The organism is Prauserella cavernicola, assembly GCF_016595675.1.
Classification (GTDB): Bacteria; Actinomycetota; Actinomycetes; order Mycobacteriales; family Pseudonocardiaceae; genus Prauserella_A; species Prauserella_A cavernicola.
On the sequence record NZ_JAENJH010000001.1, the window covers coordinates 591,268 to 605,066 of the forward strand.

Annotated in this window: 13 protein-coding genes; 6 read left to right on the forward strand and 7 right to left on the reverse strand. The window is 71.3% G+C overall.

Annotated elements, in window-relative coordinates; translation table 11 throughout:
• Nucleotides 1-109: 109 nt before the first annotated feature.
• The 3 genes from efeU to efeB are packed head-to-tail and all read left to right on the forward strand — an operon-like array spanning nt 110 to nt 3,335.
• Nucleotides 110-955 carry an iron uptake transporter permease EfeU gene (efeU, locus tag JHE00_RS02865; RefSeq protein ID WP_200314420.1) on the forward strand — a complete coding sequence of 282 codons (846 nt, stop codon included), beginning with the start codon at nt 110-112 and terminating at the stop codon, nt 953-955.
• Nucleotides 952-2,082, forward strand: coding sequence for an iron uptake system protein EfeO (gene efeO, locus JHE00_RS02870; protein WP_372440343.1), 1,131 nt, complete (start codon nt 952-954; stop codon nt 2,080-2,082). The genes efeU and efeO overlap by 4 nt, the downstream gene beginning before the upstream one ends.
• Nucleotides 2,083-2,090: 8 nt before the next feature.
• Complete coding sequence (gene efeB / locus JHE00_RS02875; protein WP_200315790.1) at nt 2,091-3,335, forward strand: iron uptake transporter deferrochelatase/peroxidase subunit; 1,245 nt, start codon at nt 2,091-2,093, stop codon at nt 3,333-3,335.
• A 15-nt stretch (nt 3,336-3,350) separates the two neighbouring features.
• On the opposite strand, the gene JHE00_RS02880 is transcribed toward efeB, so the two are convergent.
• The 3 genes from JHE00_RS02880 to JHE00_RS02890 form a co-directional block, all read right to left on the reverse strand.
• Nucleotides 3,351-3,767 (reverse strand): ester cyclase, encoded by a 417-nt coding sequence (locus tag JHE00_RS02880; RefSeq protein WP_200314424.1) that lies wholly within the window; start codon nt 3,765-3,767, stop codon nt 3,351-3,353.
• Between the two features lie 106 nt (nt 3,768-3,873).
• Entirely contained in the window at nt 3,874-5,505 is a 1,632-nt protein-coding gene (locus JHE00_RS02885) for an AMP-binding protein (RefSeq protein ID WP_200314427.1), read from the reverse strand.
• A gap of 98 nt (nt 5,506-5,603) precedes the next feature.
• Complete coding sequence (locus JHE00_RS02890) at nt 5,604-6,794, reverse strand: RtcB family protein (RefSeq protein WP_200314428.1); 1,191 nt, start codon at nt 6,792-6,794, stop codon at nt 5,604-5,606.
• Between the two features lie 145 nt (nt 6,795-6,939).
• On the opposite strand from JHE00_RS02890, the gene JHE00_RS02895 reads away from it, so the two are divergent.
• The 3 genes from JHE00_RS02895 to JHE00_RS02905 all read left to right on the forward strand — a co-directional run bounded on the left by JHE00_RS02895 (nt 6,940) and on the right by JHE00_RS02905 (nt 9,927).
• Entirely contained in the window at nt 6,940-7,539 is a 600-nt protein-coding gene (locus JHE00_RS02895) for an LURP-one-related family protein (RefSeq protein ID WP_200314430.1), read from the forward strand.
• Nucleotides 7,540-7,646: 107 nt separating this feature from the next.
• Nucleotides 7,647-8,936 carry a glucarate dehydratase family protein gene (locus JHE00_RS02900; protein ID WP_200314432.1) on the forward strand — a complete coding sequence of 430 codons (1,290 nt, stop codon included), beginning with the start codon at nt 7,647-7,649 and terminating at the stop codon, nt 8,934-8,936.
• Between the two features lie 4 nt (nt 8,937-8,940).
• Entirely contained in the window at nt 8,941-9,927 is a 987-nt protein-coding gene (locus tag JHE00_RS02905; RefSeq protein ID WP_200314435.1) for a 2-hydroxyacid dehydrogenase, read from the forward strand.
• Between the two features lie 130 nt (nt 9,928-10,057).
• Here JHE00_RS02905 and JHE00_RS02910 read toward each other — a convergent pair whose 3' ends face one another.
• From JHE00_RS02910 to JHE00_RS02925, 4 genes are read right to left on the reverse strand one after another with little or no spacing between them, the layout of a single operon-like run.
• A complete protein-coding gene (locus JHE00_RS02910; protein WP_200314437.1) occupies nt 10,058-10,774 on the reverse strand; it encodes a sulfite exporter TauE/SafE family protein in 717 nt (238 codons plus the stop codon).
• Complete coding sequence (locus JHE00_RS02915; RefSeq protein ID WP_200314439.1) at nt 10,771-11,793, reverse strand: ABC transporter ATP-binding protein; 1,023 nt, start codon at nt 11,791-11,793, stop codon at nt 10,771-10,773. The genes JHE00_RS02910 and JHE00_RS02915 overlap by 4 nt, the downstream gene beginning before the upstream one ends.
• Complete coding sequence (locus JHE00_RS02920; RefSeq protein ID WP_200314441.1) at nt 11,786-12,811, reverse strand: ABC transporter ATP-binding protein; 1,026 nt, start codon at nt 12,809-12,811, stop codon at nt 11,786-11,788. The genes JHE00_RS02915 and JHE00_RS02920 overlap by 8 nt, the downstream gene beginning before the upstream one ends.
• Entirely contained in the window at nt 12,808-13,782 is a 975-nt protein-coding gene (locus JHE00_RS02925) for an ABC transporter permease (protein ID WP_200314443.1), read from the reverse strand. Before JHE00_RS02925 ends, JHE00_RS02920 begins: the two co-directional genes overlap by 4 nt.
• Nucleotides 13,783-13,799: the final 17 nt, after the last annotated feature.

Here is a 13,799-nt window from a genome sequence, read left to right on the forward strand (position 1 = left end):
TATGTCCGGATCCGCCGACTGTCGATCTTGGACAGTGCTGGACTTTCAGGTGAGGCTTACCTAAAACCCTTCTCGGCACCATTCGCACCGACGAGGAGGAGCGGTTCAGATGCTGTTCTCGAGCACGTTGATCGGGCTCCGCGAAGGACTCGAGGCAGCCCTCGTCGTGAGCATCCTCGTGGCGTTTCTGGTCAGAACGGGGCGCGGATACGCGCTGCGCTGGGTATGGCTGGGAGTCGGGCTCGCCCTCGCGATCTCGATCGGCGTCGGCGCGATTCTCACCTTCAGTACGGCACAACTCTCGTTCGAGCAGCAGGAACTGCTCGGCGGCCTGCTGTCGATCGTCGCCGTCGCATTCGTCACCTGGATGATCTTCTGGATGCGCAGGGCATCGCGCACCATCGCGGCCGAACTGCGCGGAAAACTCGACCACGCCCTCAAAGTGGGTCCGCTGGCGGTGTTCGTGCTGTCGTTCCTCGCGGTGGGCCGGGAGGGACTGGAGACCGCCGTGTTCTTCTACGCGGCGGTGCAGTCGGCGCAGAGCGGCACGGCGCGGCCGCTTCTCGGCTTCGCCATCGGCATAGCGATCGCCGTGGTGCTGGCCTACCTGCTCTACCGCGGCGCGATCCGGTTCGACCTCGGCCGCTTCTTCACGGTCACCGGTGTGCTGCTCGTGTTCGTGGCCGCGGGCGTACTCGGCTACGGGCTGCACGACCTGCAGGAGGCCGCGTTCCTGCCCGGCCTCGACGTGCTCGCGTTCGACGCCTCCGGTGTGCTGCCCGAGGACAGCTGGTACGGCGCGTTACTCAAGGGCATCTTCAACTACTCGCAACAGACCACCGTGTTGCAGGCCGTGGCGTGGGCCCTCTACGTCGGCATCGTGCTGCCGTTGTTCCTGCGGCCTGCCAAGAAGACCGCGCGCCGCGACACCGTCGGCGCGGACGACAAGGAGTGACCGTGTCCGCCAAGTCCGTGGCCGCCCTCGCCGGGGCCGGCCTGCTCGCCGTGCTCGCCGGGTGCGGCGGCAATGGGGAATCCGCGACCGACGACGCCATCGCCGTCACCGCCACCGACTCGGCGTGCGAGGTCGCCACCACGTCCGCGAAGGCAGGCAAGATCACCTTCGAGGTCACCAACAACGGCTCGCAGGTCACCGAGTTCTACCTCTACGGCCCCGGCGACCGGATCATGGGCGAGGTAGAGAACATCGCGCCGGGACTCACCCGCAGGCTCATCGTCGACGTCCGCGACGGGGGCGACTACCAGACGGCGTGCAAACCCGGGATGAAGGGCGAGGGGATCCGCGGCGACTTCACGGTCACCGGCACGGCGGCCCAGCGCGACGACCCGGACGGCGGACTCGGCCGCGCCGTCGCCGGCTACCACGACTATGTGACCGGCGAGATCGCTCTGCTCGTGCCGAGAACCGAGGAGTTCGTCGCCGCGGTCAAGGCGGGCGACGTCAGCAGGGCCAAGGAGCTCTTCCCCGTCGCGCGCACGCACTGGGAGCGGGTCGAACCGGTCGCGGAGAGCTTCGGCGACCTCGACCCGCGCATCGACGGCCGCGAGGACGTCGTCGAGGAGGGCCTGGAGTTCACCGGCTACCACCGGCTCGAGAAGGACCTGTGGCAGAGCGGCCTGCGGCCCGACTCCCCCGAGGTCGCCGACCGGCTGCTCGCCGACATCCGCGAACTCGCCCGGCGAGCGCCGAACGTGGAGCTGACCCCGGTCCAGCTCGCCAACGGCGCCAAGGAACTGCTCGACGAGGTGGCGACCGGCAAGATCACCGGCGAGGAGGACCGCTACTCCCACACCGACCTCTGGGACTTCCGGGCCAATGTGGACGGATCGAAGGCCGCGGTGGAGGCTCTGCGGCCGGTGGTGCGGGAACGCGAGCCGGCCCTGCTGGACACGCTGGACACCAAGTTCGCCGAGCTGGACACGCTGCTCGACCGGCACCGCGCCGGTGACGGGTACGTGCTCTACACCGACCTGTCCGAGCAGCAGGTGCGCGAACTCTCCGCCGCCGTCGACGCGCTCGGCGAACCGGCGAGCAAGGTGGCTGAAGTGGTGAGCCGCTAGTGCCCGGGATGTCGCGGCGGCGCGTACTCGGTCTGACCGGCGCGGGCGCGGCCGTGGCCGGCGCGGGCGTGGCCGGCGGGTTCGCCGCCGACCACTGGCTGCACCCGACACCCGCCGAGGCCGGCGGTGGGGCTCGGCCGGTGCCGTTCACCGGCGAGCACCAGGCCGGGATCGCCACGCCCGCGCAGGACCGGCTGCATTTCGTCTCCTTCGACGTCACCACCACCGACCGGGCCGAGCTGGTGGCATTGCTGCGAGAGTGGACGCGCGCGGCCACGCGGATGACGAGAGGTCTGCAGACCGTGCGGGACGGCGCGGTCGGCGGTTCGCCCGAGGCGCCGCCCGGCGACACCGGTGAGGCACTGGACCTGCCCGCCTCCGCGCTCACCCTCACGATCGGCTTCGGTCCGAGCCTGTTTGACGACCGCTTCGGGCTGCGCGCCCACCGGCCTGCCGCACTGGTCGAGCTGCCCGCGTTCCCCGGTGACGACCTCGACCCCGCGCGCTGCGGCGGCGACCTGTGCGTGCAGGCGTGCGCCAACGACCCGCAGGTGGCCGTGCACGCCATCCGCAACCTCGCCCGCATCGGCTTCGGCAGGGTGGCCGTGCGATGGTCGCAGCTGGGGTTCGGGCGCACGTCCTCCACGAGCCGCGCGCAGTCGACGCCCCGCAACCTCTTCGGGTTCAAGGACGGCACCAACAACCTCAAGGCCGAGAACACCGGCGCGCTCGACGAGCACGTGTGGGTGCGACCCGGCGACGGTCCGTCCTGGCTCGCCGGGGGCACCTACCTGGTGGCGCGGCGAATCCGGATGCACGTCGAGACCTGGGATCGCACATCGCTGAGCGAGCAGGAGGCGATCGTGGGGCGCGCCAAGGGCACCGGCGCTCCCCTGGGCCAGGTCCGCGAGTTCGACCCCGTCGACCTGCACGTGCGTGGCGAGGGCGGCACGCCGTTGATCGGAGCGGACGCCCACATCCGGCTCGCGTCGGCGCAGTCGCTCGGCGGCGCCCGCATCCTGCGCCGCGGCTACAACTTCACCGACGGCTCCGACGGGCTCGGCCACCTGGACGCGGGCCTGTTCTTCCTCTGCTTCAACCGCGACAGCCGGGCCGGGTTCGTGCCCATGCAGCGAGCGCTGGCGGCCCGCGACGTGATGATGGAGTACCTCGAGCACACCGGGTCGGCGCACTTCGCGTGCCCGCCGGGCGTGCGCGAGGGCGGCTACTGGGGCGAGACCCTGTTCGGCTGAGTTCGGCCGGCTCGTTCAGCCCGCGGGCTGGTGACCGAGCTGCGCGAGCAGACTGGCCTGGTCGTAGTACAGACTGCCGTCGGTGACGAGACCGTCGTCGTTGTAGTGCAGCACCTCGCAGAACCGCAGCGCCATCCGCTTTCCGCTCTGAGGGAAGGGGCCCAGCGCCCCGTCCTGCGTCCCGGTGCCGGTGAACTCGGCGACGCTGTGATCGGGCCCGTCGTGGAAGTGCTCCTCGGTCGCGGCCGCGTCGGAGAAGGCGCCGACCCAACCGTCGCGGAGGTAGTCGACGATCTCCGCGCGCCCCTTGAGCGTCGTGTCCCTGGCGACGTCGGTGTACTCGGCGTCCGGCGCGAAGTCGGCGCTGACGGCGTCCCAGTCCCTGCGGTTGAACGCCTCGTGTGAGGCACGGTGTTTGTCGGAGTAGCTCATGATCACTGCTTCCGTTCCCGCCGGAAGGAATCCCGGCGGCAGGGAAACTACGCGCGCCCCTCCGTGGTCAGTAGAGCCTTCCGGCCCCCGGGATCTGCCTGGGATTTCAGGGCTCGGTCCGCTCCCGCTCCCGCAGGCGGAATCGCTGCACCTTGCCGCTCGGTGTCTTCGGCAACTCGCTCACCCAGCGCACGGACCTCGGGTAGGCGTGCGCGGCGAAGCGCTCTTTGACCAGTCGCTGCAGCTCGGCCTCCAGCTCCGGGGTGCCCTCGCGGCCCGCGGCGAGTACGACGTGGGCGACGAGCACCTCGCCGCGCAGGGCGTCGGGCGCGGCGACCACGGCCGCCTCGGCGACGGCCGCGTGGGTCACCAGCACGCTCTCCACGTCGAACGGGCCGATGCGGTAGCCGGCCATGATGATCACGTCGTCATCGCGTGAGGAGAAGAAGTACCGGCCGTCCTCGTCGCGGTAGCCGCTGTCGCCCGTGAGGTACCAGCGGCCGTCGGCGGTGAACCGCTCCGCGGTCCGCTCTGGCGCGCCCGGATAACCGGCGAACCAGAACAGCGGGCTGGCCGACGTGTCGAGCGCGACCCTGCCGACCTCGCCCGCAGGAGCCAGCTCGTCGGACTCCAGCCGGAGCACCGCCGTGGCGTAACCGGGCAGCGGCCTGCCCATCGACCCGGGCAGCACCTTCGCGCGCAGCCCGTCCCGCCAGGCGTTGGCGATCACCATGCCCAGCTCGGTCTGCCCGTAGTGGTCGCGCACGGTCAGCCCGAGCACCCGCTCCGACCACTCGATGACGTCGGGCGTCAGCGGCTCCCCCGCCGACGACACCCTGCGCAGCCGCAGACCCTCCGGCGCGCCCAGCGGGTCGGTGCGCAGTGCGCGGTAGATCGTCGGTGCGGCGGCGAAGTTGGTGACACCGAAGCGATCGAGCACCTGCCACGTAGTCGAGGCCGAGAAGCCCGCGGCCAGCCAGATGCTGCGCCTGCCCATCGCCAGCGGGGCCAGCACGGCGTAGTACAGCCCGTACGCCCAGCCGGGGTCGGCGGCGTCCCAGTAGACGTCGTCGGGGCGCACGTCGAGCCCGTCCACGAGGTAGCCCTCCAGAGCCGCGAGCGCGCGCACCGGCAGTCGCACACCCTTCGGTCTCCCGGTGGTGCCGCTGGTGAAGAGCTCCACCAGAGTGCCGTCCCCGCCGATCCTGGCCGGGTCGACGGGCGGATGGCCACCACCCATGAGGTCCTCGAACGCGAGCCGGCCCGGGTTGGCTCCCGTGCCGCCGACCTCGATGACCGTCCGAGCGCCGCCGGTCAGGTCCTCGCCTGAGTCCAGCTTGTGCGCCTGATCCGCGTCGACCACCACCGCCGTGGCGCCACCCGCCCGCAGGCGCAGTGCGATGGCAGGTGAGGCGAAGGCGGTGAACAGCGGGATGTGCACGGCTCCGAGGCGCCAGATCCCGAGCAGCACGGTGGCCAGGTCGGCCGACTTGCCCATCAGCACCGCCACGGCGTCACCCTGGCCGATGCCCTGCGCGGCCAGGGCCGCCGCGAACGTCTCCGACCGCGCGCGCAGCTCGCCGAAGGTCAGGTCCTGCGAGCCAAGATCTGCATCGACGACGGTGAGCGCGACCCGCTCGGCGGGGTGGCGGTCGCAGAGCAGCTCGGCCGCACTCGCGTCCGGCCGGTCGTAGGGCGCGAGCAGCCGCTCGGTCCGGTCGTCACTGCGCAGGTCCATCGTCGGACACCTCCTGGGCTGGCACGGGGCACCGGCAGTATCGGAGCCGCCGGTGCCGCCGTGCTACCCGCCAAAGAAGGTACGCCGGGGGCCGGCTCTCAGCCCTTCACGCACACCACCTGCTTGAGGTGCGCGACCACCTCGACCAGGTCGGTCTGCGCGGCGATCACCGAGTCGATGTCCTTGTAGGCGGCCGGGATCTCGTCCACTACGCCCGCGTCCTTGCGGCACTCGACACCGGCGGTCTGCTCGGCCAGATCGTCCGCGCTGAACGTCTTGCGCGCCCTGGTGCGCGACATCCGCCTGCCCGCCCCATGTGAGGCCGACAGGAACGACGACTCGTTGCCGAGGCCGCGCACGATGTAGGAGCCGGTTCCCATGCTGCCGGGGATGATCCCGAGGTCGCCCCGGCCAGCCCGGATGGCGCCCTTGCGCGTGACCAGCACGTCCACGTCGTCGTAGCGCTCCTCGGCGACGTAGTTGTGGTGGCACGAGATCGCCTCGTCGAAGCGGGTTCCCGGCACGGTGGCCGCGAGTGCCCGCCGCACGAGCGCCATCATCGTCGCGCGGTTGCGCGCCGCGTAGTCCTGCGCCCAGAACAGGTCGCGCCGGTACGCCTCCATCTCCGGCGTTCCGGCCACGAACACGGCGAGGTCCCGGTCGGGCAGGTCCGCGTTGTGCGGCAGGCGCTGCGCGATGTCGATGTGCCGCTTGGCGAGCTCGTTGCCGATGCCGCGCGAACCGGAGTGCAGCATGAGCCACACCCGGCCGTGGTCGGCGCCGCCCTGCTCGAGGCACACCTCGATGAAGTGGTTGCCGCCGCCGAGGCTGCCGACCTGCGCACGAGCCCGGTCGCGCAGCTTCTGCACGCCGGGGTGCAGGTCGCCGAAACCGGCCCAGAACCGGTCCCAGCCGCCCAGTCCCGGCACGGTCGCCGCGGGCACCGGCGTGCGGTGCATGTCGAAGCCCACCGGGACGGCGGACTCGATGCGCCTGCGCAGCCCGCTCAGGTCGTCGGGCAGGTCCGCGGCGGTGAGCGAGGTCCGCACGGCGCTCATGCCGCACCCGATGTCGACCCCGACCGCGGCGGGCGACACCGCGTCCCGCATGGCGATGACGCTGCCGACGGTGGCGCCCTTGCCGTAGTGCACGTCCGGCATCACCGCGAGCCCGTGCACCCACGGCAGGTTGGCGACGTTGGTCAGCTGGCGCAGCGCGGCCTGTTCGACCGATGCGGGATCGGCCCACATCCGGATCGGTACCCTCGCGCCGTCGACCGCCGTGTGCATCGTCTTGCCTTTCCGTCAGAAATTCTTGTCCACACAGGATCGCCGTGGCGGCAGGCGAATGCCAGCGAGTTTTCGGACCCGGATGACATAATCACGCCCGCGCGGTCGACAACCGCGCGGGGGAAACACGACGGGGGTCGGGAACGTGAATCTCACGGAGCTTCAGGCACAACAGCGCTTCCACGTGCACCAGCGCGTCACGATGATGATCAACCGCTACGAGGTGTTCGCCGATGACGGCACCGGCGAACCGGGCCCGCTGGTCGCGTTCGTCGAGCAGAAACGGATGACCTTCAAGGAACAGGTCACGCTCTACACCGACGAGAGCAAGCAGGCGGTGCTCGCCGCGTTCACGGCGCGCAAGGTGATCGACCTCGCCAGCGCCTACGACGTGACCACACCCGAGGGCGCCTCGCTCGGCTACTTCGGCAAGAAGTTCGGGAAGTCGCTGGTGCGCTCCACGTGGGAGCTCAACCAGCCCGGCACGGATCCGGTGCAGATCAGCGAGCGCAGCCTGGGCTTGGCGTTGTTCCGCCGGTTCTGGGACGTCATCCCGTGGATCGGCGACGCCCCGTTCCCGATGATGTATCACTTCGACTTCGTGCGGGACTCCACCGGAGTCGGCTCCGTGGACAAGAAGACGCGCTTTCGCGACCACTACCTCGTGCGCATCGACGACCCCGCGCTCGACCGCAGGCTCGTGCTCGCCCAGGCCGTCGCGCTGGACGCGCTGCAGTCCCGCTGAGCCAGGTGAGTTGTCTCCCATTCTGTCAGGTGTCTACCCATGTAGACAGGTGCGGGTTAGACTCCGCGGTGTCCGCATGACCACTGACGCTCGCCGGAGGCAACAAGGTGCCGCAGAACCAGCCCACCGGGTCTCACCGCATCACCGACGTGCACATCACGCCCGTCGCGTTCCGTGACCCGCCGCTGCTCAACACCGTCGGTGTGCACGAGCCGTTCGCGCTGCGCGCCATCGTCGAGATCGTCACCGACACCGGGCTCTCCGGCCTCGGTGAGACCTACGGCGACGCGGGCCACCTCGCGCGCCTGCGCACCGCCGCGGCGCAGCTGAGCGGCGTGGACGTGTGGCACGGCAACGAGATCGAGCGGCGCGTCCACGCCGCGCTCTCGGCCGACACGAGCAAGGCCGGGCACGGGATGAGCGGCATGGTCACCGGCAGCAGCACGGTGCACCGCGTGCTCTCGCCCTTCGAGGTCGCGTGCCTCGACATCCGGGGCAAGGCGCTCGGCAAGCCGGTCAGCGACCTGCTCGGCGGCGCCGTGCGCGACCGCGTCGACTACAGCGCCTACCTCTTCTACAAGTGGGCCGGCCACCCCGGCGCCGGGGACGACTCATGGGGCGCGGCACTCGATCCGGCGCAGCTCGTCACGCAGGCGCGCCGGATGATCGACGACTACGGCTTCTCCGCCATCAAGCTCAAGGGCGGCGTGTTCGCGCCCGAGGAGGAGGTGGCCGCGATCCTCGCCGTGCGCGAAGAGTTCCCCGACCTCCCGCTGCGCATCGACCCCAACGGCGCGTGGACCGTCGAGACCTCCATCCGCGTCGCCAAGGAACTCGACGGCGTCGTGGAGTACCTCGAGGACCCGACCGCGGGCATCGAGGGCATGGCCGCCGTCGCGCGCGAGGCGCCGATGCCGCTGGCCACCAACATGTGCGTGGTCGCCTTCGACCACCTCAAGCCCGCCATCAAGTCCGACGCCGTGCAGGTGGTGCTCTCCGACCACCACTTCTGGGGCGGGCTCGACCGCTCCCGCACGCTCGCGGGCATCTGCGACACGTTCGGCCTCGGGCTGTCCATGCACTCCAACTCGCACCTCGGCATCAGCCTCGCCGCGATGACGCATCTCGCCTCGGCCACGCCCAACCTGACCTACGCCTGCGACACGCACTGGCCGTGGAAGGAGGCCGACGACGACGTGATCGTGCCGGGCGTGCTGCGGTTCGAGGGCGGAGCCGTCCGGGTGCCGACGACGCCGGGCCTGGGCGTGGAGCTCGACCGCGACGCGCTGGCGCGCCTGCACGAGCAGTACCTGTCGTGCGGGATCACCGAGCGCGACGACACCGGCTACATGCGACGGTTCGAGCCCGGGTTCGACCCGACCGCGCCGCGCTGGTGAGCCGATGAGGATCCTGCTGACCGACCCCATCCTGTCCCGCTTCGCCGCCGAGCTCAGCCACGACGGCACCGACGGTCACGACTGGGAACTGCTCGCGGGCAGACCCGACGCCGAGATCGAGGACCGCCTGCGCGAGGCCGACGTGCTCGTCGCCTCCCGCATGACGCCCGCGATGGCGAAGGCCGCCGAGCGACTGCGGCTGGTGCACGTGACGGGCGCGGGCTACGACCGGATTCCGCTGGACGACCTCGCTCCTGGCGTCACGGTGTGCAACACCTTCCATCACGGCCGCTCCATCGCCGAGCACGTCGTGATGGCCTCGGTGCTGCTCTCGCGCCGCGTGCTGCGCGCGGATCGCCTGCTGCGCCAGGGAGTCTGGGAGTCCGTGGCCGTCGATCCCTCGGTGCGGCTCGGCGGCACGCTCGCCGGGCGCACCGTCGGTGTGGTGGGGCTCGGCGAGATTGGCAGGCAGGTCGTGCGCACCACGACGGCGCTCGGGATGCGCGCGCGGGCGACGCGGCGCAACCCCGACGCGCCGCTGCCACCGGGTCTCGACCTGGACCGGGTCGACGGTGACGACGCGCTCGGTGACCTGCTCGAGGCCTCCGACGTCGTGGTGCTCACGGTGCCGCTCTCGGCGGCCACCCGTGGGCTCATCGACGCGGATGCCCTGCGCCGCATGCGATCCGACGCGATCCTGATCAACGTCGCGAGGGGCCCGATCGTCGACGAAGATGCGCTCTACGACGCACTGTCGGAGGGCCGCCTCGGCGGTGCGGCGCTGGACGTGTGGTGGAGCCACCCCAAGGACGGCGGTGGGGCCCGCGGCTACACGCGGCCCTTCCACGAGCTGGAGAACGTCCTGCTGACCCCGCACCACTCGGGTCACACGCTCGAGACGTTCACGGGCAGGGCGGGCGAGATCGCGGCCAACATCGCGAAGCTCGCCGAGGGAGAGGCACTGACGAACGTGGTCCGCTCCCCCGTCTGAGTCGCCGATCCGGGCGGCGTCGGGCACCACTCAGGCCAGGCATCGAGACGAGGCCCGGGATGCGTGGCGGGTTTCCCGACGCCGCATCCGGTCAGCGAAGGTCTCGACAACTCCTCGCCGTTGTCGAGACCTACACGAACTGCTGCACCGTGAGGATCGCCGCGCCCGTCACCGCCAGCACCATCGCGACGGCACGCGTGCGGCGCACGTCGAGGCGGTGGCCCAGCGGGCGCGCGAGCGCGACCCCGAGCGCCGCCGCCGGAGCGAGCAGTGCCGCGTAGGACAGACTGTCCACCGTCACCGCGCCCGCGAAGGCCAGCGCCACGAGGCTCATCACCGAGCCCACGAGAAAGAAGCCGCTCATCGTGCTGCGCAGGCGCGGGCCCGCGAAGCGCTGCCACACCATCGCCATCGGTGGCCCGCCGATCGCCGTCGCCGTGCCCATCACTCCCGAGGCCATGCCCGCGATGACGACCGCCCTGCGCGTCGGGGTGGGCGCGAAGCCCCACAGCGACACCAGCACACCGAGCACCACCATCCCCGCCACGCACAACGCGAGCACCGAGGTCGGCAGCCACGCCACCAGCAACGCTCCCCCGACGACGCCGGGCACGCGGCCGGCCAGGGCCCAGCCCGTGCCGCGCAGGTCGATGTGCGCGCGGTCCAGCAGCAGCACCACGGCGGTGACGCCGGTGGCGAGCACCACCACCAGCGCGGGCACCAGTTCCGGCGCGATCAGGGCGATCACCGGTGCGCCCAGCAGGCCGAGCCCGAAGCCGATCGTCACCTGCAGCAACGCACCGAGCACGACCACCGCGCAGAGCACGGCGAAGCCGGCGCCGCTCACGCGCCGACGGGCGTCAGGCTGAGCGGGAAGTGGCACCGCCCCTCGTGCGGCTCCAGCGCGTCGGCGGACTCGGCGCGGCCGACCGGGTCCGGCGCCTCGGTGGCGCACCGGTCGGTGGCCTGCCAGCAGCGGGTGCGGAACCGGCAGCCCGACGGCGGGTCCAGCGGCGACGGCAGCTCGCCGTCGAGCAGGATGCGCTCGCCGGAGCCCGCCGTGCCGTCCTCTTCGAGCGTCGGCGCCGCCGACATCAGCGCGGCGGTGTAGGGGTGCAGCGGACGGTCGAACACGTCCTCGGTGGGCCCGTGCTCGATGATCTTGCCCAGATACATCACCGACACACGATCGGCCACGTGGCGCACCACGGACAAGTCGTGGGAGATGAACACGTAGGTCACGCCGAGGCGCTCCTGCAGGTCCGCGAGCAGATTGAGCACCTGGGCCTGCACCGAGAGGTCCAGCGCCGACACCGGCTCGTCGCACACGATCAGGTCCGGCTGCAGCGCCAGCGCCCTCGCGATGCCGATGCGCTGCCGCTGCCCGCCGGAGAACTCGTTGGGATAGCGATGGGCGTCGGTGGCGCGCAGGCCGACCAGTTCCAGCAGCTCGCGCACCTTCGCCTCGCGCTCGCGCGGGCTCGGGGCGACGTCGCGGTGCGTGCGCCAGGGCTCGCCGATCAGGTCGGCGGCGGTCATCCGCGCGTTGAGCGAGGCGAACGGGTCCTGGAACACCATCTGCACACGACGTCGCCACGCGAGCAGGTCCTTGCCCTTCAACGTGAACGGGTCGATGCCGTCGAAGCGCACGGTGCCCTCGTCGGGCCGCTCCAGCATCAGCAGGACGCGCGCGAGCGTGGACTTGCCGCAGCCGGACTCGCCGACCAGGCCCAGGGTCTCGCCCCGGCCCAGTGTCAGGTTCACGCCGTCCAGCGCGGTCAGCTTGCTGCGGCCCGCCTTGTTCTTGGCCACCCGGAACGACTTGCGGAGGCCGCTGACCTCCAGCAGTGGTGTCGGCTCAGACACTGGCGAGCTCCTCGGAGAAGTGGCACGCGGCCGCGCGGCCGGAGCCGGTGGCGGTGAGGGCGGGACGTTCCTCGGCGCAGCGCTCCCGCGCGAGCGGGCAGCGCGCCTGGAAGACGCAACCGGGAGGAATCTTGCTCAGCTCCGGCGGGCTACCCGCGACGGCGGGCAGCGGACTGCCCTTCTCGGCGCGTTCGGGCACGGAGTCGAGCAGTCCCCTCGTGTAGGGGTGACGGGGATTGCCGAACACCTCGCGCACCGGGCCGGTCTCCACGACGTTTCCCGCGTACATCACCACGACGTCGTCGGCGCGCTCGGCCACCACGGCGAGGTCGTGGGTGATCAGCACGACCGCCATGTCGCGTTCCACCTGCAGGTCGCGCAGCAGCTGCATGATCTGCGCCTGCACGGTCACGTCGAGCGCGGTGGTCGGCTCGTCGGCCAGCAGCACGTCCGGCGCGAGCGCCACCGCCATCGCGATGAGCAGGCGCTGGCGCATGCCGCCGGAGAACTGGTGCGGGTAGGACCGCGCACGGGCCCTCGGCTCGGGGATGCCGACGATCCGCATCAGCTCGATCGCCTTCTCCTTGGCCTGGCGGCGGGAGAGGCCGTGGTGGATGCGGAACGGCTCGCCCAGCTGCCTGCCCACGGGCTGCACCGGGTTGAGCGCGGTGAGCGCGTCCTGGAACACGATCGAGAGCACCGGCCCCGCGAGCTTCTTGCGCGCGGGGCGCGAGAGCGTGAGCACGTCCTTGCCGCCCGCGCGCACGGAGCCGCCCACGACCTCGGCGACGGGGTCGAGCAGGCCGACGATCGACAACGCGGTCATCGACTTGCCACAGCCCGACTCGCCGAGCAGCGCCAGCGTCCGGCCTTTGTGGACGGCGAAGCTGACCTCGTCGACGGCGCGCACCGTGCCGGTGGGCGTATGCAGGTCGACGGTCAGGTTCTCGACGGCGAGCGCGGGCTCGCCGGTGGCGGCTTCCGGATCGGCCGTCGCGGTGCTGGGCAGCGGGTTCATGCGGAGACCTCCGGGGTGCGCTTGCCACGCTTGTTCTTCGGCAGAGTGAGCCGCCAGCGCTGCGCGGGGTCGGTGGCGAGGCGGACCCACGCGGCGAGGATGGTGGCCGAGACGGTGGTGATCACGATGGCCACACCGGGCAGCACGGCGATCCACCACGCGGTCTGCAGGAACTGCCTGCCCTGCGCCACCATCAGGCCCCAGCTGACATCCGGCGGCTGGATGCCGATGCCCAGGAAGCTCAGCGACGACTCGGTGAGCATCACGAAGCAGAAGTCGAGCGTGGCCACGGTCAGCAGGGTCGGCAGCGCGATCGGCAGGATGTGCCGGTAGATCGTGGCCCAGCTCGTGGTGCCGAACGTGCGGGCCGCGTCGACGAACAGGCGGCTCTTGAGCTCCGCGGCCTCGGCGCGGGCGGTGCGCAGGTAGATCGGGATGCGCGCCACGGCGAGGATGAGCACGATGTTGGCGACGCTCGGCTCGAACACGTAGAGCACCACCACGGCCAGCAGCAGCGACGGGAAGCTCAGGATCACGTCCGCCACGCGCATGGCGATGTTCTCCCGCCTGCCGCCGTGGAAACCGGCCCACATGCCCACCGCGGAACCGATGAACAGCGAGCACAGTACGGCGGGGATCGCGACCGACAGCGTGGTGCCCGCCGCCTCGACGAGCCTCGCGAGCACGCTGCGGCCCAGGATGTCGGTGCCGAGCAGGCCCGTGATGCCGTGGTCGAAAGACGGTGGCCGCAACGACGCGCTCAGGTCCTGGCGCACGGCGGCGTCGCCGAGCAGCAGTGGCCCGATGAGCGCGGTGAGCAGCACCAGGCCGAGCACCACGGCCGCGACGGCGGCCATCGTGTCCCTGCCCAGCAGCAGCCACCAGCGCGGCGGGCGGCTCGCGACCGCGGGCACGCCCTTGTTCTTCTTGCCGTCCTTGGAGCCGTCTGGCTTGTCCAGGGTGGCGGTCATGGCTCGTCCCTCCCTCG

What these genes read in the sequence shown, in the direction of transcription:
- efeU (WP_200314420.1), top strand. Translation starts at nt 110, where the DNA reads ATGCTGTTCTCGAGCACGTTGATCGGGCTCCGCGAAGGACTCGAGGCA.
- efeB (WP_200315790.1), top strand. Translation starts at nt 2,091, where the DNA reads ATGTCGCGGCGGCGCGTACTCGGTCTGACCGGCGCGGGCGCGGCCGTG.
- JHE00_RS02880 (WP_200314424.1), bottom strand. Translation starts at nt 3,767, where the DNA reads ATGAGCTACTCCGACAAACACCGTGCCTCACACGAGGCGTTCAACCGC.
- JHE00_RS02885 (WP_200314427.1), bottom strand. Translation starts at nt 5,505, where the DNA reads ATGGACCTGCGCAGTGACGACCGGACCGAGCGGCTGCTCGCGCCCTAC.
- JHE00_RS02890 (WP_200314428.1), bottom strand. Translation starts at nt 6,794, where the DNA reads ATGCACACGGCGGTCGACGGCGCGAGGGTACCGATCCGGATGTGGGCC.
- JHE00_RS02905 (WP_200314435.1), top strand. Translation starts at nt 8,941, where the DNA reads ATGAGGATCCTGCTGACCGACCCCATCCTGTCCCGCTTCGCCGCCGAG.
- JHE00_RS02920 (WP_200314441.1), bottom strand. Translation starts at nt 12,811, where the DNA reads ATGAACCCGCTGCCCAGCACCGCGACGGCCGATCCGGAAGCCGCCACC.
- JHE00_RS02925 (WP_200314443.1), bottom strand. Translation starts at nt 13,782, where the DNA reads ATGACCGCCACCCTGGACAAGCCAGACGGCTCCAAGGACGGCAAGAAG.